Raw genomic sequence first — 21,113 nt, forward strand, 5'->3', positions numbered from 1 at the left:
GCGGCCTCCGTCAAGACTGCCGCCATGCCTGATCGCGCCGACACGGCGAGCAACGTTACCGAATATTCCGTCGCCGAGCTGTCCTTTTCCCTGAAACGGACGCTGGAGGATACCTACGAGCATGTGCGCGTGCGCGGCGAGGTCTCCGGCTTCCGCGGCCCGCACGCCTCCGGCCATTGCTATTTCACCCTGAAGGATGAGAGCGCCAGCCTCGATGTCGTTATCTGGAAGTCGACCTTTAAGCGGCTGAAGTTCAAGCCCGAGGAAGGGCTGGAGATGGTGGCGACCGGCAAGATCACCACCTATCCGCGCCGCTCCAACTACCAGCTCGTGGTGGAGAGCCTGGAGCCGGCCGGCGCCGGGGCGCTGATGGCGCTTCTGGAGGAGAGGCGCAAGGCGCTTCAGGCAGAGGGCCTTTTCGCCGAGGCGAGAAAGCGCCCGCTCCCCTATCTGCCGGAGGTGATCGGCGTCGTCACCTCGCCGACCGGCGCCGTCATCCGCGATATCCTGCACCGCCTGCGCGAGCGCTTTCCCCGCCATGTGCTGCTCTGGCCGGTACGGGTGCAGGGAGAAGGCGCCGCCGAGGAGGTGGCCGCGGCCGTGCGCGGCTTCAACGCGCTCGACCCCGGCGGGCCGGTGAAGCGGCCCGACCTTCTCATCGTCGCCCGCGGCGGCGGTTCCATTGAGGATCTGTGGGCCTTCAACGAGGAGGTCGCGGTGCGCGCCGTGGCGGAGAGCGCGATACCGGTCATCTCCGCGGTCGGCCATGAGACCGACTGGACGCTCATCGACCTTGCCGCCGATCTGCGCGCCCCCACGCCGACGGGCGCGGCGGAGCGCGCCGTGCCGGTGCGCGCCGAATTGGTGGCGGCGGTGGCCGACTTTGCCGCCCGCCAGTCGGGCGCCTGGACCCGGCTTGTCGGCGCGCTCGGCCGCGAGCTTGCCGGCGCCGCGCGCGCCATGCCCTCGCTCAACGAGCTTCTCGCCCTGCCGCGCCACCGCCTCGACGAGGCGGGCGGCCGGCTCCTGCGCGCGCTTTCGCAGCATCGCCGCTTCAAGGCGGAGGCCTATCTGCGGCTGGCGGGGCGGCTGACCGGCGATAGCCTCAAGGCCGACCATCGCCGCCGCCGCGAGCGGCTTGGCGAGCTCTCGGCCCGGCTCGCGCATGCCGCCTCTGCCGCCCCGATAAGGGCGCGCCGCGACCTTGAGCGTTCAGCGCGCCTCAGGCCCGAGACGCTGACGAGGATGCTGCGCATCGAGCGCGAGCGGCTCGCCGCCGGCGCCCGTCACGGCGAGGTTTTTGCGCGCCGCATGCGCGAGCGTTCCGAGCGCCTTGGCCATGCGGGGCGATTGCTGGAGACGCTTTCCTACAAGGCGGTCTTAAGCCGCGGCTACGCCGTGGTGCATGACGCCGCCGGCACGGCCGTCACCTCCGCCGCCGCCGTGAAAGCGGATGCAGGCTACGAGGTGGAATTCGCCGACGGCCGCGTGCCCGTTGTGGCCGCAAGCGGCGCCGGCTCCAGGATGGGCGGCACGGCGGCTCCGGCGAAGGAGCCGGCCGCCAAGCCGAAGCCGAAGAGGAGCGCGGGCGGGGAAAGCCGGCCGAAACCCTCCGGCGGCGGCCAGGGCAGTCTCTTCTGAGGCTCCGGGCCTTCCTCTGCCGCGTCTCACCCCTCGCCGAGGAGAAAGATATGCAGCGCCCGCGACCCGTGGGCGCCAATGGCGTCTTTTTGCTTGAGAATTGGGCGCCAATGGCGTAGAGGAACGTGATGGCTGGGGGGCTCGTCACAATCGTGGAAACGCCGCTATTCGTGCGTCAGGCCGAAACGGTGTGGAGCGAGGAGGAGCGGCAGGAATTCGTCAACTTCATTGCGTCGGACCCGGAGCGGGGCGACGTCATTCCCGGCACGGGTGGCGTGCGTAAGTTGCGCTGGCAAAGGCCAGGCTCGGGCAAACGCGGCGGTGTTCGCGTGGTTTACTTCTATCACAACGCCAACGCGCCGCTCTATTTGCTGATGATCTATGCCAAGAGCCGTCAGGAGGATTTGACGCCGAGTGACAAGCGGATCGTTCGCGAGTTGACGGCGCGGCTGAAGCATGGGCGTGGATGAGGTTTTGAGCATGAGCAGGTTCGGGCGGGAACTGATCGAAAGCCTTGGACAAGCGTGCCGTCACGCCGAGCTCGGCGAGACGGAGGGCTTCCGGGCGACCCGTATCGAGATTCCCGACGTGAAGGCCATTCGGCTTTCCTTGAAAATGTCGCAAGGCGAATTCGCCGCCGCGTTTCGCATCCCTCTCGCGACGCTGAAGAACTGGGAGCAGGGCCGTCGACGACCGGATGCACCGGCGGCGGCCTATCTGCGCGCGATCGAACGGCGCCCGAAAGCGGTCATGGAAGCTCTCGAGGGTTAGCCCCCGCTTCTCACCCCTCGCCGAGGAGAAGGATATGCAGCGCCCGCGGCCCGTGGGCGCCGAGAAGCAGCGTCTGCTCGATATCGGCCGAGCGCGACGGGCCGGTGACGAGATTGACCGTGCGCGGCAGGCCGGCATCGCCCTCCGCCGCCCGCAGGCGTGCCCAAAGCGCCTCGTAGTCGCCGGCGATGTCCTGTGCCGCCAGGACGACGAGATGATGCTCGGGCAGGAAGTTGAGGCTTGTCGGATTCTCCTGTCCGGAGAGGAGAAAGAGCGTGCCGGTCTCCGCCACGCCGCCAAAGGCGTGGCTGATGGCGGCAAGGTCGCGCCCGTCTGAGGGGCCGTGCTTGATTTCCAGATGCGACGCCCGATCCCAGGGCAGCGCCTTGAGGCGCGGATCGGCGCCCATGCGCAATTCGGAGGGCAGGTTGCGCGCACGCAGATAACTCGCCACCGCCTCCGGCAGCTCCTCGGCGGAGGCGACCCGCTCCACCGAGGCGCTGACCTTCTCCGCCATCTCGGCGAAGAGAGCCAGACGCGCCTCGCCTGTGAGCTGGCCGCGCGCCGGCACAAGGTTCGGCCGCGGCCGCGACAGGCGCTCTTCCACCGCCGCGCGCCTTGCATCGCCGTTCCCGTCATCGGCGAGCGCCCGCCGGACCTTGCCGATGACGGCCGCGCGTCGGCGCTCGCTCTCGCTTGCGGCGCTCATCGGCTCGCCTTCCATTGGTCGAGGAAACTCTTGGCCGCCGGCGCCGGCAGGTCGCGGTGGCGCGTCCAGCCGCCGGCGAAGGGCAGGGAGGCGTAGCTGTCCTGCCTTCCGAAGCGGGAAAGGGCGGCAAGGCCGAGGCGGGTGGCGAGCCTGTAGAGGCCCGGCCGCTTGGCGAGGAAAGCCCAGAATTTCAGCCCGCCGCGCTCGGCCGCCGGTTTCAGGTGCCGCTCGTATTCGCGCTCGCGCCAATGCCGCATCAGTTTCGGCAGCGGGATGCGCACCGGGCACACCGCCTCGCAGCGCCCGCAGAAGGTGGAGGCGTTGGGAAGGTTCGCCGTCTTCTCCAGCCCGAACAGCGCCGGCGCCAGCACCGCCCCCATCGGCCCGACATAGGTGGCTCCATAGGCGTGCCCGCCGATGGCGTGATAGACGGGGCAATGGTTCATGCAGGCGCCGCAGCGGATGCAGCGCAACATCTCGCGCAATTCGCCGGCCAGCATCTCCGCGCGGCCATTGTCGAGGATGACGATATGCGTCTCTTCCGGCCCGTCCGGATCGCCCGGCCGGCGTGGGCCGGTGGAGAAGGTCGTGTAGACGGACATGTCCTGCCCGGTCGCCGAGCGCGCCAGAACGCGCAGAAGCGTGGACACGTCCTCCAGCGTTGGCACCAGCTTCTCGATGGAAGCGAGCACGATATGCACCCGCGGCAGGATCTGCGTCAGGTCGCCGTTGCCCTCATTGGTGACGATGACGGAGGAGCCGGTCTCCGCGATCAGGAAATTGGCGCCGGTGATGCCGATATCGGCGGCAAGGAACTTCTCGCGCAGGGCGGCGCGCGCTTCGGCGAGCAGCGAGACAGGCTCGCTGAGGTCGCGCTCAGGATCGAGGCCGGCATGGGCGCGGCGGAACTCCTGCTCCACCTGGTTGCGCGTCACATGCACGGCCGGGGCGATGATATGCGAGGGCGGCTCGCCGCGTAGCTGGATGATGTATTCGCCCAGATCGGTCTCCACCGGGGCGATGTCGTTCTCTTCCAGGAAGTCGTTGAGGCCGATCTCCTCGGAGATCATCGACTTGCCCTTGGTCACCGTGCGCGCCTTGGCCCGGCGGCAGATGGCAAGCACCGCCTGGCGCGCATCTTCCGCCGTCTCGGCGAAATGCACCTCCGCGCCCGCATGCTGGGCCTTGGCCTCGAAAGCTTCCAGGTAAAGGTCGAGATGGGCGAGCGTATGCTCCTTGATCGCCCGCGCCTCGTCCCGCAGCGCCTCGAATTCCGGCAGCGCCTCGGCCGCCTTGCGCCGCTTTTCGATGAAGCCGCGCTCCACATGCGTCAGCGCCTGCTGCAAATCGACATCGGCGAGCGCTAAGGCGGCGTTTTCCTTGAAGGCGGGGGAGGTGATGGAAAGGCTCATTGGCCCTCGCCGATCGCCGGTTCGTCGCCCATATCGGCGAGAACTTCCGCCACGTGGCGCGCCTTCACGTTCTTGCCCTCGCGCTTCAGCTTGCCGGCCATGTTCATCAGGCAGCCGATATCGCCGGCCAGCAGCGTCTCGGCCCTGCTGTCTTCGATCGCCGCCACCTTCTTGGCGACGATGGCGTTGGAGACGTCCGGATATTTGACGCAGAACGCGCCGCCGAAGCCGCAGCACACATCGGCGTCCTTCATCTCCTTCAGCGTCAGCCCGTCGACGCTGGCAAGCAGCGCCCGCGGCTGCTTGCGCACCGTCAACTCGCGCAGGCCCGAGCAGGAATCGTGATAGGTGACGGCGCCGGAAAAGCTCGCCTTCACCTCGCGCATGCCCATCACGTCGTAGAGGAAGGCGGTGAGCTCGAAGGTCTTCTCGGCAAGGGCGCGGGCGCGATGGGCATAGCTCGGATCGTCGGCCAGGAGCGCCGGATAATGGCGTGAAATCGTCGCCGCGCAGGAGCCGGAAGGGACGACGACGTAATCGAAGCCCTCAAAGGCGGCGACGACCTGGCGGGCGATGGCGGCGGCATCGGCCCGGTCGCCGGAATTGTAGGCCGGCTGGCCGCAGCAGGTCTGGCGCTCTGGCACCTCCACGCGCGCGCCGGCCGCTTCGATGAGCTTGGCGGCGGCAAAGCCGGTCTGCGGCCGGAACAGGTCGACGAGACACGTGGCGAACAGGCCGACGCGTGGCGCCTTCCCCGTCTGTCCGGCAACTTCGGATGGTGGCAAGCTTTGATCCTCTACGGCATTTCGGCGCGAAACGCGCCGCTGGCCGGCACTCTTTCCCGCCTCTGCGTGCCGGACGGCAGCGATTCGGATAGGTAAGGACTGAAGAATAAGTGTGCTTGCGAAGGTCGGTCAACGTTGTTATCCAAATTGCGCTGGTTCCAGAAAAGCCGCCGGTAGAGCGGCAGAACAGCCGATGAAAAATGCACAAGATCGCGCCAAAGCGGTCGCAAGAGGGGAGATGGAAAGGACTTTCCGTTTCAGCCAACTATAACAACTGTGCCGGGCTCGCCCGGTGCGGCAATCAATAGGCTTTTGGGAGGAACAGTTGATGAAAGCAGTGTTTTCGGCGGCTTGTGCCGCCGTCATCGCTCTATCGGGCCCGGCCCTGGCGAAGACGACCCTCAACATGGCTTCCACCTATCCCGGCTCGCTGACGCAGCTCGGCACGCTCGGCAAGGCGATCGAGGAGTCCATCGACAAGATGTCGGGGGGCGAACTGGAGGTGAAGTTCTTCGAACCCGGCGCCCTTGTCCCGGCCCTGGAAGTCTTCGATGCGGTCTCCAACGGCTCCGTCGACGCTGCCTGGTCGACGCCCGGCTACTGGCAGGGCAAGGAGCCGGCGCTCGCCCTTTTCGCGGCCGTGCCCTTCGGGCCGGATGTGCGCGAATACACCGCCTGGCTCTTCTATGGCGGCGGCGAGGAGATGATGCAGGAAATCTACGAGCCCTATAACATCCACTCCATCATCTGCGCCGTCATCGCGCCGGAGGCTTCCGGCTGGTTCCGCGAGGAGATTACCTCCGTCGACGATCTCAAGGGCCTGAAGATGCGCTTCTTCGGCCTCGGCGCCAAGGTCATGCAGCAGCTCGGCGTCGACACCCAGCTTCTGGCCGGCGGCGACATCTATCCGGCGCTGGAGCGCGGCACCATCGACGCCACCGAATTCTCGCAGCCCGCCATCGACCTCAATCTCGGCTTCTACCAGGTCGCTAAGCACTACTACTTTCCCGGCTGGCATCAGCAATCGACCGCCTTCGAGCTGATGATCAACAAGGACCGCTGGGACGCCTTGAGCGAGGCCGAGCAGGCGATGATCAACACCGCCTGCCGCGCCAATGTGGCGATGGGCATGGCCGAGGGCGAGGCCATCCAGGTCGATGCCCTGGCGGAACTGGAGGAGAAGGGCGTCACCATCCATCGCTGGCCCGACGAAATTCTCGCCACCTTCGAGGAGACCTGGAACAGGGTCGCCGAGGAAGAGGCCGCCAACGACGAGAAGTTCAAGAAGGCCTGGGAATCGCTCTCCACGTTCCGCGAGAACTACAAGCGTTGGGGCGACGTAGGTTACATTCAGTAACCCGCACGCTTTCAGGTTTCTGCGGTCGGCGCCGTCTCGCGGCGCCGGCCATCTCTCGAACCGGCTCTCTCAACAGCCCCATCAGCGGTGGACCGTCTGACCCTGCATGCGCGCGCTCCTTAACGTCTCACGGGCCATCGACGGCCTGCTCGCCATCGTCGGGCGCGCCGGCGCCTGGCTCTCCGTGCCGCTCCTCGTCATCATCTGCTACGACGTCATCACCCGCTATTTCGGCGTGCCGAAGTTCTTCGGCTTCAACTCCACCCAGTATCAGGAATCGGAATACTGGCTGCACGCCTATCTCTTCTGCCTGGTGATGGGTTACGCCTATATCCGCCAGGCGCATGTGCGCATCGATCTGGTTCGTGACCGCCTGCCGCTGCGCGGCAAGTTCCTGGTGGAGATGGCGGGCTGCCTGTTCGCCCTGATCCCCTATTCGCTCGTCGCGACCTACCTGTCCTGGGGCTATTTCCTGCAATCGTATAGTTCCGGCGAAGCCTCCAAATCGGTGGTCGGCCTCAGCCATATCTGGCTGTTGAAGATTTCCATGCCGATCATGTTCGCGCTTCTGGGGCTGGCCGGCATATCGGTGTTCATCAAGTCGCTCGCCGGCTGGCTCGGCCGTCTGCCGCCGCAGATGCTGCGCGACACCATCGGCACCGACGAGGATATCGCCGAGCTGGTCATCCCCGAAGAGGTGGCCGAAGCGGGGAGGCGCGCCTGATGGAGCTCGCCGAAGCGCTTCCGCTCTTCATGTTCGCGGCCCTCGCCATCCTGCTCTTCTCCGGCTACCCGGTCGCCTTCGTCCTCGGCGGCATCGGCCTTGCCTTCGGCTTCATCGGCATGGCGCTGGAGGAATTCGCCTTCATCCAGTTCCGCGCCATGCCCTCGCGCGTCTTCGGCATCCAGGAAAACCTCATTTTGACGGCGATCCCGATGTTCATTTTCATGGGCACGATGCTGGAGCGTTCCGGCATTGCGCGCGATCTTCTCAACTGCCTGCAGGTGCTGCTTCGCCGTATCCCCGGCGGGCTGGCGCTCGCCGTCACCATCATGGGCACGATTCTGGCCGCCACGACGGGCATCATCGGCGCCTCGGTGGTGATGATGTCGCTGCTCGCCCTGCCGATCATGATCGAGCGGCAATATTCGCACCAGCTCGCCACCGGGACGATCGCCGCTTCCGGCACGCTCGGCATCCTCATCCCGCCGTCGATCATGCTGGTCATCATGGCCGACCTTCTGGAGCGCTCGGTCGGCAATCTCTTCGTTGCGGCGATTTTCCCCGGCTTCCTGCTGTCGGCCCTCTACGCCCTCTACATCGTCGCCATCTGCACGGCGAAGCCGCGGCTCGCCCCGCCTTTGCCGAGCCATATCGGCCCGCAGGGGGCGGGGCAGCTCGCCTTGATGGTCCTGCGCTCCTTCGTGCCGCCGGTCATCCTCATCGTCCTCGTCCTTGGCTCCATTCTCGGCGGCTTCGCCACGCCGACCGAGGCGGCAGGCGTCGGGGCGGCCGGCGCGCTTCTCCTCGGCTTCGTCAACCTCGTTCTCCTGCCGGCGCTCGGCGTGCCGGAGATGCATTTTGAGGGCGAGGCCAAGGCCGAGCTCGACGATCATTCGGTGGGCGGTGGCCTCTTCTCGGAGCTCCGCCATTTCGGCGGCGTTCTCTCCGACGTGGTGCTGCGCACCGCCCTCACCAACGCCATGCTTTTCGGCATCTTCATCGGCGCGACGTTGTTTTCCTACGTCTTCCGGGCGCTCGGCGGCGACGGCGTGGTACTTGATCTTGTCGATGCGAGCGGTCTCGGCTCCTGGGGCCTGCTCTTCCTCATCCTGGGGATCGTCTTCTTCCTCGGCTTCTTCTTCGACTGGATCGAGATCACCCTGATCGTGCTGCCGGTCTTCGCGCCGGTCGTCCAGCTGATGGATTTCGGCGACCATGTGGCGCGTTTCGAGATCGTCTACTGGTTCGCGATCATGATGGCGGTGAACTTGCAGACCTCCTTCCTCACGCCGCCCTTCGGCTTCGCTCTCTTCTACATGAAGGCGGTGGCGCCGAAGGAGGTGCGCATCGAACAGATCTATCTCGGCATCATTCCGTTCGTGCTCCTGCAGCTCGTCGGTCTTGCCGCGGTTGTCGCGTTTCCGGAGATCGCCTTGTGGTTGCCTCGCGTGCTTTTGAACTAGCTGCGGCGAGGCAATACGTCGCAGCAGAAGTGCCGTAAATTCTCCTCAAATGAGAAGGGCCGGGCAGTGGAAACCTGCCCGGCCCTAGAAAGTTCACGCTGGATCTGCGCCGCCGGCGGGCGGCCTCAAGATCAGCTCGGCGGTGCGTAAGTGTTGGCGTCCGCCGCCGGCTCGCCGTCCGCGTCGAAGGTCTTCAGATACGCGATCACCGCGTCGATATCCTCCTGCTTGGGCAGGCCCGGGAAGATCATCTTCGTCTTCGGCACGTAGTTGCGCGGGTTCTTCAGGTAGGCCGAGAGAGACTCTTCGGTCCATACCAGGCCGGCTTCGCCCGCAGCCTTCATGGCCGGCGAATAATTGAAGCCTTCCGCCGTGCCGGCGACGCGGCCGAACAGATCGTTCTGATGCGGTCCGACGCGGTGCTTGGCACCCTCGCCCACGGCATGGCAGGCGGCGCATTTCTTGTAGACCTGTTCGCCGGCCGCCACGAGATCGTCCTGCGCAAGCGCGTTGCCTGCCCCAAGAATTGCCGCCAAGCTGACGACGGCGGGCCAAATCCTCTTCATCCCTTACTCCTGTTTATCGCTGGCCTTGGGTTTCCCCCTCAGGCCCGGAAATGGAGCACATGCCTTGTCGGGGCACAAGGCCCCGGCAGCGCGGCCCCTTCCCTAACGGTATCGCGCTATGGTTGCTACCGCTTGGCGATCTGATCGATACTGTGCCGCAGGTCCTGAACGAGGGCGAAGCGAGGAACGATCATGAGCGTGGCGATGCCAGACCCGAAGGCCGAGATCCTGGCAAGGCGCGATGAGATCGCCGCCGAGTTACGCAAGATCGTGCCGGGGGAAGGCGTCATTTCCGACCCGGAGGGCATGCGCCCCTTCGAGACCGACGGGCTGACCGCCTACCGCCAGCTTCCCATGATCGTCGTCCTGCCGGAGACGCTCGACCAGGTGCGCCGCATCCTCAGCTATTGCAACGACAACGAGATACGTGTCGTGCCGCGCGGCGCCGGCACCTCCTTGTCGGGCGGCGCCCTGCCGCTTGCCGACGGCGTGCTCCTCGTCATGTCGAAATTCAACAAGGTGCTGGAGGTCGATTTCGACAACCGCGTCGCCGTGGTCCAGCCCGGCGTCACCAATCTTGCGGTGACCCGCGCCGTGGAGCATCGCGGCTTCTATTACGCGCCCGACCCTTCCTCGCAGATCGCCTGCTCCATCGGCGGCAACATCGCGGAGAATTCCGGCGGCGTGCATTGCCTGAAATATGGCCTGACCACCAACAACGTTCTGGGTATCGAGATGGTGCTGATCACCGGCGAGGTCATTCGCCTCGGCGGCAAGCATCTCGACAGCGAGGGCTTCGACCTTCTCGGCCTGATGACCGGTTCGGAGGGCCTTCTGGGCGTCGTCACCCAGGTGACGGTGCGCATCCTGCGCGCCCCGGAGACGGCGCGGGCGCTGCTCATCGGCTTTCCCACCAACGAGGATGCCGGCCGCTGCGTCGGCGACATCATCGGCGCCGGCATCATTCCCGGCGGCATGGAGATGATGGACCGGCCGGCCATCCACGCCGCGGAGGATTTCGTCCATGCCGGCTATCCGCTCGACGTGGAGGCGCTGCTCATCGTGGAGCTCGACGGCCCGGCCGAGGAGGTGGACGAGCTGATCGCGCGGGTGAAGGCGATCGCCGAGGACAACAACGCCGCCAATCTGCGCGTGTCTGAGAGCGAGGAGGAGCGCGAGGTCTTCTGGGCGGGACGCAAGGCGGCCTTCCCGGCGGTGGGGCGCATCTCGCCCGACTATTATTGCATGGACGGCACCATCCCGAGAAAGGCGCTGCCTGAGGTGCTCGCCCGCATGAAGGAGATGGAGGGCGAATACGGGCTCAAGGTCGCCAATGTCTTCCATGCCGGCGACGGCAATCTGCATCCCTTGATCCTCTACGACGCCAACAAGGCGGACGAGTTGGAGCGCGCCGAGGCCTTCGGTGCGGAGATCCTGAAGCTCTGCGTCAAGGTCGGCGGCGTCTTGACCGGCGAGCACGGGGTGGGCGTGGAAAAGCGCGACCTGATGGGCGAGATGTTCAACGAGGACGATCTGAAGCAGCAGGAGCGGGTGAAATGCGCCTTCGACCCGCGCCAGCTCCTCAATCCCGGCAAGGTCTTCCCCGAGCTGCATCTTTGCGCCGAGCTCGGCCGCGTGCATGTGCATAAGGGCGAGCTTGCCTTCCCCGATATTCCGCGCTTTTGAGGCGGCGTTGGCGAGCCGCCGCCCGTTTGCGACATCCTGCCCGTTATCGTCTTGATGGGGTGATTTTCCTCGATGGCTGAAAGACTGCGCCCCGAAACGGCTGAGCAGGTGCTCGACGTGGTGGCCTGGGCCGCCGCGGAGGAGGTGCCGCTGGAGGTGATGGGCCACGGCTCCAAGCGCGGCATCGGCCGGCCGGTGCAGGCCGAATACACGCTCGACCTTTCCGCCCTTTCCGGCGTCACGCTCTACGAGCCGGACGAGCTGGTTCTGTCCGCCAAGGCCGGCACGCCGCTCGCCGAGATCGAAAAGCTCTTGCGCGACGCCAACCAGGAGCTAGCCTTCGAGCCCATCGACTACGCTCCGCTCTTCGGTGGCGAGCCGGGCTCCGGCACGCTCGGCGGCGTCTTTGCGGGCAACCTTGCCGGCCCGCGTCGCATCAAGGCCGGCGCGGCCCGCGACCACGCCCTCGGCCTTGCCGCCATCTCCGGCAGGGGCGAGGCCTTCAAGTCCGGCGGGCGCGTCGTCAAGAACGTCACCGGCTACGACCTTTCCAAGGGGCTTGCCGGCTCCTGGGGCACGCTCGCCATCCTCACCGACCTCACCTTCAAGGTGCTGCCGCGCCCCGAGCGGGTGGCGAGTGTGCTCCTGGCAGGCCTTTCCGACGAGGCGGCGAGCGCGGCGATGTGCGCGGCGATGGGCACCTCGCTGGAAGTCTCCGGCGCCGCGCATCTGCCGGCCTCCGTCGCGCCCGCCTTCGGCTTTGAGAGCGCCGTCACGGCGCTGCGCCTGGAAGGCTTTCCGACCTCCGTCGCGGCGCGCACCGAGAGCCTCAGCAAGATCATGGCCGCTCACGGCCCTGTCGAGGTCGCCGACGTGCCGGCCTCTGAGGCGCTGTGGCGGAAAATCCGCGATGCCGCGCCCTTCCAGGGCGAGGACAAGCCGCTCTGGCGTCTCAGCGTCGCGCCGAATGCCGGCCCGGCGGCGGTGGCGGCCCTGTCGGCCGAGCCGCTGCGCTACTATTACGACTGGTCGGGCGGCCTCATCTGGATTTCCGTGGAAGGCGATCTGGAGGATGCGGGCGCCGGAAAAATCCGCGCCGCTGTCGCCGCTTCCGGCGGCGGCCACGCGACCCTCATTCGCGGCTCTGCCGCCCTGCGCACCGCCGTGCCGCCTTTCCAGCCGCAGCCGGCACCGCTTGCCGCCCTGTCGCGGCGCCTGAAGGAGAGCTTCGACCCGCGGGGAATACTCAATCCCGGCCGAATGGGCCTTTAGCCATGCAGACGCACTTCACCCCCGAGCAGCTTGCCGATCCGCGCACTGCGGAGGCCGACGCGATCTTGCGCAAATGCGTGCATTGCGGCTTCTGCCTCGCCACCTGTCCGACCTATGTGGAACTCGGCAACGAGCTCGACAGCCCGCGCGGGCGCATCTACCTCATCAAGGACATGCTGGAGAAGGACAAGCCCGCCTCCGACGAGGTGGCGCTGCATATCGATCGCTGCCTCTCCTGCTATGCCTGCATGACCACCTGCCCGTCGGGCGTCGACTACATGCATCTCGTCGACCAGGCGCGCATCCGCATCGAGGAGACCTATCGCCGACCGCTGCCGGACCGGGTCATGCGTGAAGCGCTCGCCCGCATCCTGCCCTATCGCCAGCGCTTCGCCGCCGCGTTGAGGGCGGCACGGCTCGGCCGACCGTTATCGCCGCTCTTGCGGCGCCTCGGCGGCCCTTTCGGGCGGATGGCGGCGATGCTGGCGCTCGCCCCTTCCTCGCTGCCGGCCGCCGATGCGACGGCAACGCCCGGGAGCGTCTTTCCCGCCGAGGGCGCCCGCAAGGGCCGCGTCGCGCTTCTGACCGGCTGCGCCCAGCCGGTGCTCGACCCCGGCATCAACGCCGCCGCCATCCGCCTTCTCAACCGGCTCGGCATCGAGGTGGTGCTGGCGGAGGGCGAGGGCTGCTGCGGCGGCCTCGTCCATCATATGGGACGCCAGGCCGACGCCCTGCCTTTGGCGCGGGCCAATATCGACGCCTGGGCGGCCGAGATGGAAGGGGAGGGGCTTGACGCCATCCTCATTACCACCTCCGGCTGCGGCACCACCATCAAGGATTACGGCCATCTCTTTGCCGCCGATCCCGCCTACAAGGAGAAGGCCGAAAGGGTGTCGGCCATCGCCATGGACGTTTCGGAGTATCTTGCCGGGCTGGACCTGCCGCCGCCGGTGGCGGGCAGGGGAATGTGGCTTGCCTATCACGCCGCCTGTTCGCTGCAGCACGGCCAGAAGGTTGTGAAAGAGCCGCGCGCCGTTCTGGAGAAGGCCGGCTTTGAGGTCCTTGCCGTGCCGGAGGGGCATCTTTGCTGCGGCTCGGCCGGCACCTACAACATGCTGCAGCCCGAGATCGCCACGCGCCTGCGCGACCGCAAGGCGGCCAATATCGAAAGCCTCGCCCCGGAAGCGGTCGCCACCGGCAACATCGGCTGCATCATGCAGATCGGCGCGGCGACCGGCATTCCCATCCTGCACACGGTGGAGCTCGTGGACTGGGCGACCGGCGGGCCGGAGCCGAGCGCCCTGAAGGGCCGTTCGCGCGTCCCGCTTGAGAAAGAGCCCAAAGAGCCCGTTCCGGCCTGAGAAGGGCTCTCAGGCGGCCTCAGTCGATATGGCCGGCATGCTCGCGCAGCCGGTCGAGACGCTCCGCCGCCTCTTGCAGGCGCCGCGACAGCGCGAGTGCCTCCTGCGACAGCGCGGCGATCTCCGAACGCAGCATCGCCGCCTCCTGGGCGAGCGGCTCGTCCTCCGGCGGCGCCTCGCCCTTGCCAACGAGCAGCCAGATGGGGCTGACGCCGAGGATGCCGGCAAGGTTGCGCAGCCGGTTGGAGCGCGGCTCGGCGCGGTCGTTCTCCCATTGCGCCAGCGTCGCCGTCTTCACCCCGAGCCGGCGGGCCAGCTGCGCCGTGGAAAGGCCGAGCGCGTCGCGTGCCCGCACGATCCGCCCGCCGAGCGTGTCGCCATCGTCGGCTGCGTAGGGCTCGCTCTGCGTTTGCGCTGCCGCATTCATTCGCGTCTCCCCGGATCTGGTCGGCCGCGACGGCGGCCCCTGGAGGTGGGCCCGCATCGAGGCGGGCGGATTGCGCAGGCTCGCCGACTGACCAAGCACAGCGACCAGCCGATCGCAACCCGCCGAAGGATCACACGTTGGCACCTGCAAGCCAAGCTGCCGGCCGTCATCTTCGAGAGGCTATTCGTGCAAGAACGACAATTTCGCGGGGTTCCGGAAACGGCAACATCTGTCGCGCTCTTCCTGCTCGGCGCGGCATTGCTCTTTCTCATCTGGAAGGCAGCCGGAGCGCTGTTTCTGGTTTTTGCCGGGCTGGTGCTGGCGGCGGCCTTCAGCTTCGCCGCCGCCGGCCTGCACCGCCTGACGCGCCTGCCCTTGGCCGCCGTCAAGCTGGTCATCTACGTCGCCTTCTTCGCCCTCATCGCCGCTGTCGTCACCTGGGGCGGGGCGACGCTCCTGCAGCAGGCGAGCGAGCTGATGGCCGGCACCGACGAGCTTCTGGGGGGCTGGAACCGGTGGCTTTCCGAATACGGCCTCGGCTTCATTTCGGCCGATGGCGAGATGGAGCTGTCGGGCATCGTGCCGGATCTGCAAACCGTCTTCGGCGATTTCCGGCGCGCCGCCAGCGCCCTTTTCGGCGGGCTGGCCAATCTCTTCATCGTCTTCTTTCTGGGGCTGTTCTTCTCCTGGGCGCCGCAAACCTATCTCAGAGGCCTTCTGCATCTTCTGCCGGTGAGCCGCCGCGAGCGCTTCGGCGAGGTGGTTGAGAAGGCGGCGAGCAATCTCGGCTGGTGGATGGCCGGGCAGGGCGTCAGCATGAGCATCGTTTTCGCCGCGAGCTGGATGGTTCTGTGGCTGATCGAGATGCCCTACAATTTTCTCCTGGCCTTGCAGGCGGGCCTTCTCGCCTTCATCCCGACGCTCGGTCCGGCGCTGGCCGGCGTCGTCATCGTCCTTGCCGGCTTTTCCGTCTCGCCGATGATGGCGCTGTGGGGGGCGGGCGCCTATGTCCTGATCCAGGCGCTGGAAAGCAACCTCACTCAGCCGCTGGTGCAGCTGAAGACGACGACGCTGCCGCCGGCGCTGACGCTTTCCACTCAGCTCGTCTTCGCCGCGCTCTTCGGCTTTTTGGGCGTGGCGCTCGCCGTGCCGATCTTGGCGGTGCTCATTGTCCTGATCCGCGAGCTCTATGTGAAGGACACGCTGGAAAGCGCGAAAGCGCAGACAATGACGCCAAGACATGACGCCAAGACATGACGCCAAACGCCCCGGCCTGGCGATGCAGGCCGGGGCGTTTGGCAACAAGCTCTTGCAGCGTCTGAGCGCGCCTTAGCGGACGATGACCTTGGCGCCCTTCTGGGCGAGATGGTGCAATTCGATGATGTCGTGGTTCATCATGCGGATGCAGCCGGAAGACACGTTGTGGCCGATCGTCCAGGGCTCGTTGGTGCCGTGGATGCGATACAGCGTGTCCTTGCTGCCCTGATAGAGATAGAGGGCGCGCGCGCCGAGCGGGTTGTCGGGGCCGCCGGGCATGCCGTCGGCGAATTCAACGAGCCGCGGCTCGCGAGCGATCATCTCCGCGGGCGGCGTCCAGGTCGGCCACTCGGCCTTGGCGCCGATGCGCACCGTGCCGGACCAGCCGAAGCCTTCGCGGCCGACGCCGACGCCGTAGCGGATGGCCTGGCCGCCGGGCCGGATGAGGTAGAGGAACTTGTTGCCGGCATCGACGATGATGGTGCCGGGGGCTTCCGATCCGTCATAGGCGACGATCTGACGGCGATACTGCGCCGCCGGGCCGCGCTGATATTGCCGCTTCGGCGGCTGCACGGTCACCACCTGGCGCGCCACCGGATCGAAGTAGCGCAAGGTCTGCGCCTGGGCGGCGATCGGGGCAATGGTGGTAAGGCCGACCGCCAGAGCGGCCGTCGTCATCAGGGTCCGGGCGAGGATCGAACGCATCTGCTGCCTCCATTTTCGCCGCGCTAAACGTGGGGTGCGGACCACGCGGCGCTTCAACAACGAGGCAACAATGCGTCAACGCTCAGAATCGTTCCGGCCTGCTAGCAAAAATGTGACGAAAATCGGGCGGCAAGTGTGAAGCGATCGCCCGTGAGCTCTGCAGAGGCGTTGCCAACGCCCAGGAAATAGAGCAACAGGCCGAGCGCCACCGCGCCGATGAGCCATCCAACCTCGCTTTTCAACTTCGTCTCCCTCGCTATCCGGTACCGCAAGCCCCTCGCGGTCCTGTCTAATGTAGTTCAGGGAAGACAGAGCGCGTTGTTTTGTTGCAAATTTTATTCAGAGATAGTTAGTCGTGCATTACCGGGACCGTAGAGCGACGAGGCGGGGGAAATCCTCCCCGGCGATGGGCCGAATCCGGCTTCTCAAAAAGGCCTCAATCGCTTCCCATCTCAAGGCCATGCCACAGCCCTTCGCCCCAATGACGACCCTGCGAGCGCGAAAGACACATGTCTTTCCCCGGGGCGGGCTGACGGTCATCCGCTAAGGCCGACCGCTCCCGTTCCGGGTCCTTGCCCGACATCTTCCGCCACTCTTTCACTTCGGCGCCCTCGCGCGCCAGGGAGCATCGCTTTGTCCGCCCATTCCCGAACGCTCTATTGTGAGCATTGCGACCGCAGCCTGCCGCGCGCGGCCATTCGCTGCCTGTGGTGCCATCGGCCCCTTAATGCCCTGAGGGGCGGCGCCCGTCCGAGGATCTTGCAGCCGACCGCCTTGAAGCGCGCCGGCCTGCTGCGCATTGCCAGCGACTAGGCTTTCAAGCGCGGGCGCGTCTCGCCGCCAAAGCGGTGAACGGCCCGTTCGCGGCGCGACAGGCGCGGCAAGGAACCTCTATAGAGGCCGCTGACACCATCCTCCAGGAGAAGCCGATGGCCGCCTTCAACGCCCTTTTCGCCCTAGCGGGTCGCATCCTGCTTTCCTTCATGTTCGTTCTGGCCGGTTTTTCGAAGATCGGCGGCTATGCCGGCACGCAGCAATACATGGAATCGGCCGGCCTGCCGGGCGAGCTGTTGCCGCTCGTCATCCTCACCGAGCTCGGCGGCGGCATCCTCGTCGTCTTGGGATTGTTCACGCGCTGGGCGGCGTTGGCGCTCGCCGGCTTCTGCGTGCTCTCCGCCTTCCTCTTCCACTTTCAGCCGGACGACCAGATGCAGATGATCAGCCTGCAGAAGAATCTGGGGCTCGCCGGCGGCTTCCTGCTTCTGACCGCCTTCGGGCCGGGCGCCTGGTCCTTCGACGAGGGTTGGCGGCGCGGCTGATCTCAGCCTTCGGCCGGCCGTCCCACCACCTCCTGGAGCGCCGCGGAAAGCTCCGCGGCGGCCTTTTTCTGCGCCGCGCTCCAGGGGGCGTCGGCGGAGGTCGTAAGGTGGGCCTCTGAGCGCAGGATGACGCCGTCGGCAAGCACCTTCAGATGGTTGGCCTTCAAGGTGGAGCCGGTGGAGGTGATGTCGACGATGACGTCGGCGAGCCCGGCCGCCGGCGCGCCTTCCGTGGCGCCGAGGCTCTCCACGATGCGGTAAAGCGCCATGCCGTGGCTTTCCAGGAAATGCTGGGTGATGTTCCAGTATTTGGTGGCGATCCTGAGCCGCCTGCCGTGACGGGCGAGGAAGCCGGCGGCGACGTCGTCGAGGTCTTCCATCGCGGCGACGTCGATCCATAGCTCCGGCACGGCGATGACGACATCGGCATGCCCGAAGCCGAGCGGCAGGAGGGCGGCGACGCGCTCGCGCCAGGCCGGGATGGTCTCCTGCACCAGGTCGAGGCCGGTGACGCCGAGATGCACACGGCCCTGGCCGAGCTCACGGGCGATCTCGGATGCCGACAGGAAGGCGATGTCGATCTCCGGCCTGCCGCTGACCTGGCCGCGATATTTGCGCGCCCCGCCCTGGCGCGTCACCTCATAGCCGGCTTGCCCCAGAAGCCGCTCCGTCTCCTCCATCAGCCGGCCCTTGGAGGGGATGGCAAGCGTGATGGTCTCGCTCATCGCGCCGCCTCCGCGCTCTGCCCGGAGCTGCCGAGCTCGATGGTGAAGCCGGCGGCCGGGATGGGCGCCTCTGCGCCCAGCATCTCAAGCAACCTGTCGTAGCGCCCGCCGCCGGCGGCGACGCGGCCCGATGCCCGCTCGCGGATGTCGAAGACGAGGCCGGTGTAATAGTCGAGCGGGCGGCCGAAGCCGGCCGAGAAGACGATGTCGAGGCCCTCGCGGCGGCGCTGAAGCTTGGCGAGGCGGCGGGCAAGCCGCGCCCCGGCCTGGGAAAGGTCGACGCCATGGGCGCGGCGGAACTCCTCAAGCCGCTCGCCGAGCGCCTGCGGCGCCGTCTCCATGGCGAGGAAGGCCTCAAGGACGCGCACCTTTTCGGGGCCGACGCTCGCCTCGTAGAGTGCCTGCTGCTCAAGAAAGCGGGCGGCGATCTCCTCCGGCCCGCGCCCGGCATAGGGCTGGTAGCCCTCCGCCTCGAAGCGTTCGGCGAGCTTTTCCGCCAGCGCCGCCGCGTCATGGGCGGCGGCCGCCTCGGCAAGCTCCGGCGGCAAGGCCGGGCGGGCGCCGTTCGCCTCCCCGGCGGCAAGGCGAGAAAGAAGCGCCTGCATCTTCGCCTCGGCGCCGAAGGCGCGGCGCAGGCGCTGGCGCCAGGCGGGCGGCAGGTCGAGCGCTGCAAGCAGCGCGGTAAAGAGGCCGATATCGCCGATGCGCATGCGCATTTCGGCAAGCCCCGTGCGGCGCACCCCCTCCACCGCCATGGCGACGAGCTCCGCATCGACCGCCGAGCGCTCGCCCTCGCCGATCACTTCAAAGCCGGTCTCGGCTCGCTCCGTGGCGCCGCGGTCGTGGCGGCGGAAGACGAGGCCCTCGTAGAAATAGCGTCCCGAAGGGGCGCCGCTGGCAAGATGGTGAAGGCAGACGGGGATGGTGAAATCGGGCCTCAGCGCCAGGCGCTCGCCGGAAGGGCCCTCCGTCACGAACATGCGCCGGCGGATATCCTCGCCCGCCGTCTCCAGGAACGGGTCGGCGGCGTAGAGCACCGGCAGCTCGAGGAGCCGCCCGCCCGCCGCCTCAAAGAGGGGGCGAAGGCTCATCGTTTCGCCCTGCCGCGAACGGGGCTAAAGGCGGCGCGCATCACGCCTCGCCGCGCTGGCGGGCAAGGAGCGCGGCGACCTCTTCCACGAGGCTTTCGCGCGCGATCTCGAACTGGCCGGGCCGCTCTTCCTTGTAGGCCTCGTGGCTTTCGATGGCCGCGGCCTTGCGCTTGCCCTCAAGCAGGTCCTTCACCTGCACCTTGCCGGCCTCGAATTCGTCGGAGCCGACGATGATGGCGCAGGGGGCATTGCGGCGGTCGGCGTATTTCAGCTGCGCCTTCATGCCGGAGGGGCCGAGATACATCTCCACCGGGACCGGCGGCTCGGAAGGGCCGCGATCCTTGTTGAGCCCCTGGCGCAGTTCGGCGGTGATTTTCTGGTAGTCGGCGAGGCGGCTCTTATCCATCACCGTGACGACGACGGGGCCGGTTTCCTCGTCCGCGCCGAGCTTGCCGAGGTTCTTCAGCGCCGAGGCAAGCCGCGAGACGCCGAGCGAGAAGCCGGTCGCCGGCACGTCCTCGCCACGGAACCGGCCGACGAGGCCGTCATAGCGCCCGCCGCCGCCGACGGAGCCGAAAACGACCGGCTCGCCCTTCTCGTTCGGCACCTCGAAGGTCAGGGCCGCCTCGAAGACGGGGCCGGTGTAATATTCCAGGCCGCGCACGACGGAGGGGTCGATTTGGATGCGATCCAGCGTGTAGCCCGCTTGCCGCACTAAATGGCCAATTTCTTTCAGTTCATCGAAGCCTTGTCGAAAAGTATCGTTGATGGTGAACTGCGAAAGCGCTGCAGTCTGGAAGACGACCTCGTTTGAGATATCGTCCGCTGGCGGAATGTCAGCATCCCTAAGGATTTTGGCTTCCGTCTCGTTGAGTTCTCCGGCTGGTGCAGCCTCCGCCACTAATCGATCAAGGTTAGGTGTCTCCAAGAGCTCCAGGATCGCGGCGACCTGCTCGTCGCCCAGCCCCGCCCCCTTGGTGAAATCGCCGCTCTCGTCCTTGCGGCCTTCGCCGAGAAGCTCGCGCACGCCTTCGATGCCGAGCCGGTCGAGCTTGTCGATGGCCCTCAAGACGGTGAGGCGCCTTCCGGCGTTCTCTTCCCCGCCGAGGCCGATCGCCTCCATCACCCCGTCGAGCACTTTGCGGTTGTTGACCTTGATGACGTAGTCGCCGCGGGCGATGCCGAGCGCCTCCATCACGTCGGCGGCCATCATGCAGATTTCCGCATCCGCCGCGACGGAGGGCGCGCCGACCGTATCGGCATCGAACTGCAGGAACTGGCGAAACCGGCCGGGGCCGGGCTTTTCGTTGCGGAACACCCAGCCGGCGCGGTAGCTGCGATAGGGCTTGGCCAGCCGCTCGTAGTTTTCGGCGACATAGCGCGCCAGCGGCGCGGTGAGGTCGTAGCGCAGCGACAGCCATTCCCCGTCCTCGTCCTGCAGCGAGAAGACGCCCTCGTTCGGCCGGTCCTCGTCGGGCAGGAATTTGCCCAGCGCCTCGGTGTATTCGAAGAACGGCGTCTCCACCGGTTCGAAGCCGTAGCGCTCGTAGACGCGCTTGATCGCCGCCAGCATTTTTTCGGTGGCGCGGATGTCGCCGGCCTCGCGGTCGGCAAAGCCGCGCGGCAGGCGCGCTTGCAGCCTGTTCTTCTTGTCTTTGGGAGCCATGTTCGGATCGTTTCGCTTCTGGGCGCGGGGCGTGCCGGTCTGTTAGCGGAAGCCCGGCGAGCCGGCAACCGGGGCGACGAAGCGCGGCGCCGCGGCTACGCCGCGCGCCCCGCCACCGTCACGGCAAGGCTCGGGCAGATCGAGGGCGGAACGGATTGGATGCCAAGGTCGAGCCC

General features: G+C 66.9%; 21 protein-coding genes. 11 read left to right on the forward strand and 10 right to left on the reverse strand.

The window, feature by feature from the left end; translation table 11 throughout:
- Window positions 1–24: 24 nt before the first annotated feature.
- The 3 genes from xseA to Q331_RS0114375 all read left to right on the forward strand — a co-directional run bounded on the left by xseA (window position 25) and on the right by Q331_RS0114375 (window position 2,412).
- Window positions 25–1,641, forward strand: coding sequence for an exodeoxyribonuclease VII large subunit (xseA, locus tag Q331_RS0114365; protein ID WP_026381253.1), 1,617 nt, complete (start codon window positions 25–27; stop codon window positions 1,639–1,641).
- 128 nt (window positions 1,642–1,769) lie between these two features.
- Complete coding sequence (locus tag Q331_RS0114370) at window positions 1,770–2,111, forward strand: type II toxin-antitoxin system RelE/ParE family toxin (RefSeq protein ID WP_026381254.1); 342 nt, start codon at window positions 1,770–1,772, stop codon at window positions 2,109–2,111.
- Window positions 2,098–2,412 (forward strand): helix-turn-helix domain-containing protein, encoded by a 315-nt coding sequence (locus Q331_RS0114375; protein WP_210164967.1) that lies wholly within the window; start codon window positions 2,098–2,100, stop codon window positions 2,410–2,412. The genes Q331_RS0114370 and Q331_RS0114375 overlap by 14 nt, the downstream gene beginning before the upstream one ends.
- A 10-nt stretch (window positions 2,413–2,422) precedes the next feature.
- Here Q331_RS0114375 and Q331_RS0114380 read toward each other — a convergent pair whose 3' ends face one another.
- From Q331_RS0114380 to Q331_RS0114390, 3 genes are read right to left on the reverse strand one after another with little or no spacing between them, the layout of a single operon-like run.
- Window positions 2,423–3,121: a LutC/YkgG family protein gene (locus Q331_RS0114380; protein WP_034492381.1), complete on the reverse strand. Its 699-nt coding sequence runs from the start codon at window positions 3,119–3,121 to the stop codon at window positions 2,423–2,425.
- Window positions 3,118–4,533, reverse strand: coding sequence for a LutB/LldF family L-lactate oxidation iron-sulfur protein (locus Q331_RS0114385; RefSeq protein ID WP_026381257.1), 1,416 nt, complete (start codon window positions 4,531–4,533; stop codon window positions 3,118–3,120). The genes Q331_RS0114380 and Q331_RS0114385 overlap by 4 nt, the downstream gene beginning before the upstream one ends.
- Complete coding sequence (locus Q331_RS0114390; protein WP_026381258.1) at window positions 4,530–5,318, reverse strand: (Fe-S)-binding protein; 789 nt, start codon at window positions 5,316–5,318, stop codon at window positions 4,530–4,532. Before Q331_RS0114390 ends, Q331_RS0114385 begins: the two co-directional genes overlap by 4 nt.
- 328 nt (window positions 5,319–5,646) lie before the next feature.
- On the opposite strand from Q331_RS0114390, the gene Q331_RS0114400 reads away from it, so the two are divergent.
- From Q331_RS0114400 to Q331_RS0114410, 3 genes are all read left to right on the forward strand, one after another.
- Window positions 5,647–6,675, forward strand: coding sequence for a TRAP transporter substrate-binding protein (locus Q331_RS0114400; protein ID WP_026381259.1), 1,029 nt, complete (start codon window positions 5,647–5,649; stop codon window positions 6,673–6,675).
- 106 nt (window positions 6,676–6,781) lie between these two features.
- Entirely contained in the window at window positions 6,782–7,399 is a 618-nt protein-coding gene (locus Q331_RS21810) for a TRAP transporter small permease subunit (RefSeq protein WP_051631188.1), read from the forward strand.
- Complete coding sequence (locus Q331_RS0114410; RefSeq protein WP_034492350.1) at window positions 7,399–8,862, forward strand: TRAP transporter large permease; 1,464 nt, start codon at window positions 7,399–7,401, stop codon at window positions 8,860–8,862. The genes Q331_RS21810 and Q331_RS0114410 overlap by 1 nt, the downstream gene beginning before the upstream one ends.
- Window positions 8,863–8,993: 131 nt before the next feature.
- On the opposite strand, the gene Q331_RS21815 is transcribed toward Q331_RS0114410, so the two are convergent.
- Entirely contained in the window at window positions 8,994–9,428 is a 435-nt protein-coding gene (locus Q331_RS21815; protein ID WP_051631189.1) for a c-type cytochrome, read from the reverse strand.
- A gap of 192 nt (window positions 9,429–9,620) precedes the next feature.
- On the opposite strand from Q331_RS21815, the gene Q331_RS0114420 reads away from it, so the two are divergent.
- The 3 genes from Q331_RS0114420 to glcF all read left to right on the forward strand — a co-directional run bounded on the left by Q331_RS0114420 (window position 9,621) and on the right by glcF (window position 13,747).
- Window positions 9,621–11,114 carry an FAD-linked oxidase C-terminal domain-containing protein gene (locus Q331_RS0114420; protein WP_051631190.1) on the forward strand — a complete coding sequence of 498 codons (1,494 nt, stop codon included), beginning with the start codon at window positions 9,621–9,623 and terminating at the stop codon, window positions 11,112–11,114.
- A gap of 72 nt (window positions 11,115–11,186) precedes the next feature.
- Window positions 11,187–12,386, forward strand: a complete 1,200-nt coding sequence (gene glcE / locus Q331_RS0114425) for a glycolate oxidase subunit GlcE (protein ID WP_026381262.1) — start codon at window positions 11,187–11,189, stop codon at window positions 12,384–12,386.
- A gap of 2 nt (window positions 12,387–12,388) precedes the next feature.
- Window positions 12,389–13,747: a glycolate oxidase subunit GlcF gene (gene glcF, locus Q331_RS21820; RefSeq protein WP_051631191.1), complete on the forward strand. Its 1,359-nt coding sequence runs from the start codon at window positions 12,389–12,391 to the stop codon at window positions 13,745–13,747.
- A gap of 19 nt (window positions 13,748–13,766) precedes the next feature.
- On the opposite strand, the gene Q331_RS23765 is transcribed toward glcF, so the two are convergent.
- Window positions 13,767–14,174: a helix-turn-helix domain-containing protein gene (locus Q331_RS23765; RefSeq protein ID WP_026381263.1), complete on the reverse strand. Its 408-nt coding sequence runs from the start codon at window positions 14,172–14,174 to the stop codon at window positions 13,767–13,769.
- A gap of 186 nt (window positions 14,175–14,360) precedes the next feature.
- On the opposite strand from Q331_RS23765, the gene Q331_RS23500 reads away from it, so the two are divergent.
- Window positions 14,361–15,431, forward strand: coding sequence for an AI-2E family transporter (locus tag Q331_RS23500; RefSeq protein WP_169738517.1), 1,071 nt, complete (start codon window positions 14,361–14,363; stop codon window positions 15,429–15,431).
- Between the two features lie 72 nt (window positions 15,432–15,503).
- On the opposite strand, the gene Q331_RS0114445 is transcribed toward Q331_RS23500, so the two are convergent.
- Together Q331_RS0114445 and Q331_RS23770 are read right to left on the reverse strand one after the other, a co-directional pair.
- Window positions 15,504–16,136 carry a L,D-transpeptidase gene (locus tag Q331_RS0114445; protein WP_084175070.1) on the reverse strand — a complete coding sequence of 211 codons (633 nt, stop codon included), beginning with the start codon at window positions 16,134–16,136 and terminating at the stop codon, window positions 15,504–15,506.
- A gap of 101 nt (window positions 16,137–16,237) precedes the next feature.
- Window positions 16,238–16,378 carry a hypothetical protein gene (locus Q331_RS23770; protein WP_156953368.1) on the reverse strand — a complete coding sequence of 47 codons (141 nt, stop codon included), beginning with the start codon at window positions 16,376–16,378 and terminating at the stop codon, window positions 16,238–16,240.
- A gap of 687 nt (window positions 16,379–17,065) precedes the next feature.
- On the opposite strand from Q331_RS23770, the gene Q331_RS0114455 reads away from it, so the two are divergent.
- A complete protein-coding gene (locus tag Q331_RS0114455; RefSeq protein WP_026381266.1) occupies window positions 17,066–17,455 on the forward strand; it encodes a DoxX family protein in 390 nt (129 codons plus the stop codon).
- Between the two features lie 2 nt (window positions 17,456–17,457).
- On the opposite strand, the gene hisG is transcribed toward Q331_RS0114455, so the two are convergent.
- Genes hisG through hisS form a run of 3 tightly spaced genes read right to left on the reverse strand, consistent with a single transcriptional unit; the run spans window position 17,458 to window position 20,937 of the window.
- On the reverse strand, window positions 17,458–18,180 hold the full coding sequence (gene hisG, locus Q331_RS0114460) for an ATP phosphoribosyltransferase (RefSeq protein ID WP_026381267.1): 723 nt from the start codon (window positions 18,178–18,180) through the stop codon (window positions 17,458–17,460).
- Entirely contained in the window at window positions 18,177–19,271 is a 1,095-nt protein-coding gene (locus tag Q331_RS0114465; RefSeq protein WP_026381268.1) for an ATP phosphoribosyltransferase regulatory subunit, read from the reverse strand. Before Q331_RS0114465 ends, hisG begins: the two co-directional genes overlap by 4 nt.
- A 40-nt stretch (window positions 19,272–19,311) precedes the next feature.
- The gene (gene hisS, locus Q331_RS0114470) at window positions 19,312–20,937 is read right to left on the reverse strand and encodes a histidine--tRNA ligase (protein WP_026381269.1); all 1,626 of its coding nucleotides are present in this window, start codon (window positions 20,935–20,937) and stop codon (window positions 19,312–19,314) included.
- Window positions 20,938–21,113: the final 176 nt, after the last annotated feature.

The organism is Afifella pfennigii DSM 17143 (genome assembly GCF_000688515.1).
GTDB classification, from domain to species: Bacteria; Pseudomonadota; Alphaproteobacteria; order Rhizobiales; family Afifellaceae; genus Afifella; species Afifella pfennigii.

What these genes read in the sequence shown, in the direction of transcription:
- xseA (WP_026381253.1), top strand. Translation starts at nt 25, where the DNA reads ATGCCTGATCGCGCCGACACGGCGAGCAACGTTACCGAATATTCCGTC.
- Q331_RS0114370 (WP_026381254.1), top strand. Translation starts at nt 1,770, where the DNA reads ATGGCTGGGGGGCTCGTCACAATCGTGGAAACGCCGCTATTCGTGCGT.
- Q331_RS0114375 (WP_210164967.1), top strand. Translation starts at nt 2,098, where the DNA reads ATGGGCGTGGATGAGGTTTTGAGCATGAGCAGGTTCGGGCGGGAACTG.
- Q331_RS0114380 (WP_034492381.1), bottom strand. Translation starts at nt 3,121, where the DNA reads ATGAGCGCCGCAAGCGAGAGCGAGCGCCGACGCGCGGCCGTCATCGGC.
- Q331_RS0114385 (WP_026381257.1), bottom strand. Translation starts at nt 4,533, where the DNA reads ATGAGCCTTTCCATCACCTCCCCCGCCTTCAAGGAAAACGCCGCCTTA.
- Q331_RS0114400 (WP_026381259.1), top strand. Translation starts at nt 5,647, where the DNA reads ATGAAAGCAGTGTTTTCGGCGGCTTGTGCCGCCGTCATCGCTCTATCG.
- Q331_RS21810 (WP_051631188.1), top strand. Translation starts at nt 6,782, where the DNA reads ATGCGCGCGCTCCTTAACGTCTCACGGGCCATCGACGGCCTGCTCGCC.
- Q331_RS0114410 (WP_034492350.1), top strand. Translation starts at nt 7,399, where the DNA reads ATGGAGCTCGCCGAAGCGCTTCCGCTCTTCATGTTCGCGGCCCTCGCC.
- Q331_RS21815 (WP_051631189.1), bottom strand. Translation starts at nt 9,428, where the DNA reads ATGAAGAGGATTTGGCCCGCCGTCGTCAGCTTGGCGGCAATTCTTGGG.
- Q331_RS0114420 (WP_051631190.1), top strand. Translation starts at nt 9,621, where the DNA reads ATGAGCGTGGCGATGCCAGACCCGAAGGCCGAGATCCTGGCAAGGCGC.
- glcE (WP_026381262.1), top strand. Translation starts at nt 11,187, where the DNA reads ATGGCTGAAAGACTGCGCCCCGAAACGGCTGAGCAGGTGCTCGACGTG.
- glcF (WP_051631191.1), top strand. Translation starts at nt 12,389, where the DNA reads ATGCAGACGCACTTCACCCCCGAGCAGCTTGCCGATCCGCGCACTGCG.
- Q331_RS23765 (WP_026381263.1), bottom strand. Translation starts at nt 14,174, where the DNA reads ATGAATGCGGCAGCGCAAACGCAGAGCGAGCCCTACGCAGCCGACGAT.
- Q331_RS0114445 (WP_084175070.1), bottom strand. Translation starts at nt 16,136, where the DNA reads ATGCGTTCGATCCTCGCCCGGACCCTGATGACGACGGCCGCTCTGGCG.
- Q331_RS0114455 (WP_026381266.1), top strand. Translation starts at nt 17,066, where the DNA reads ATGGCCGCCTTCAACGCCCTTTTCGCCCTAGCGGGTCGCATCCTGCTT.
- hisG (WP_026381267.1), bottom strand. Translation starts at nt 18,180, where the DNA reads ATGAGCGAGACCATCACGCTTGCCATCCCCTCCAAGGGCCGGCTGATG.
- Q331_RS0114465 (WP_026381268.1), bottom strand. Translation starts at nt 19,271, where the DNA reads ATGAGCCTTCGCCCCCTCTTTGAGGCGGCGGGCGGGCGGCTCCTCGAG.
- hisS (WP_026381269.1), bottom strand. Translation starts at nt 20,937, where the DNA reads ATGGCTCCCAAAGACAAGAAGAACAGGCTGCAAGCGCGCCTGCCGCGC.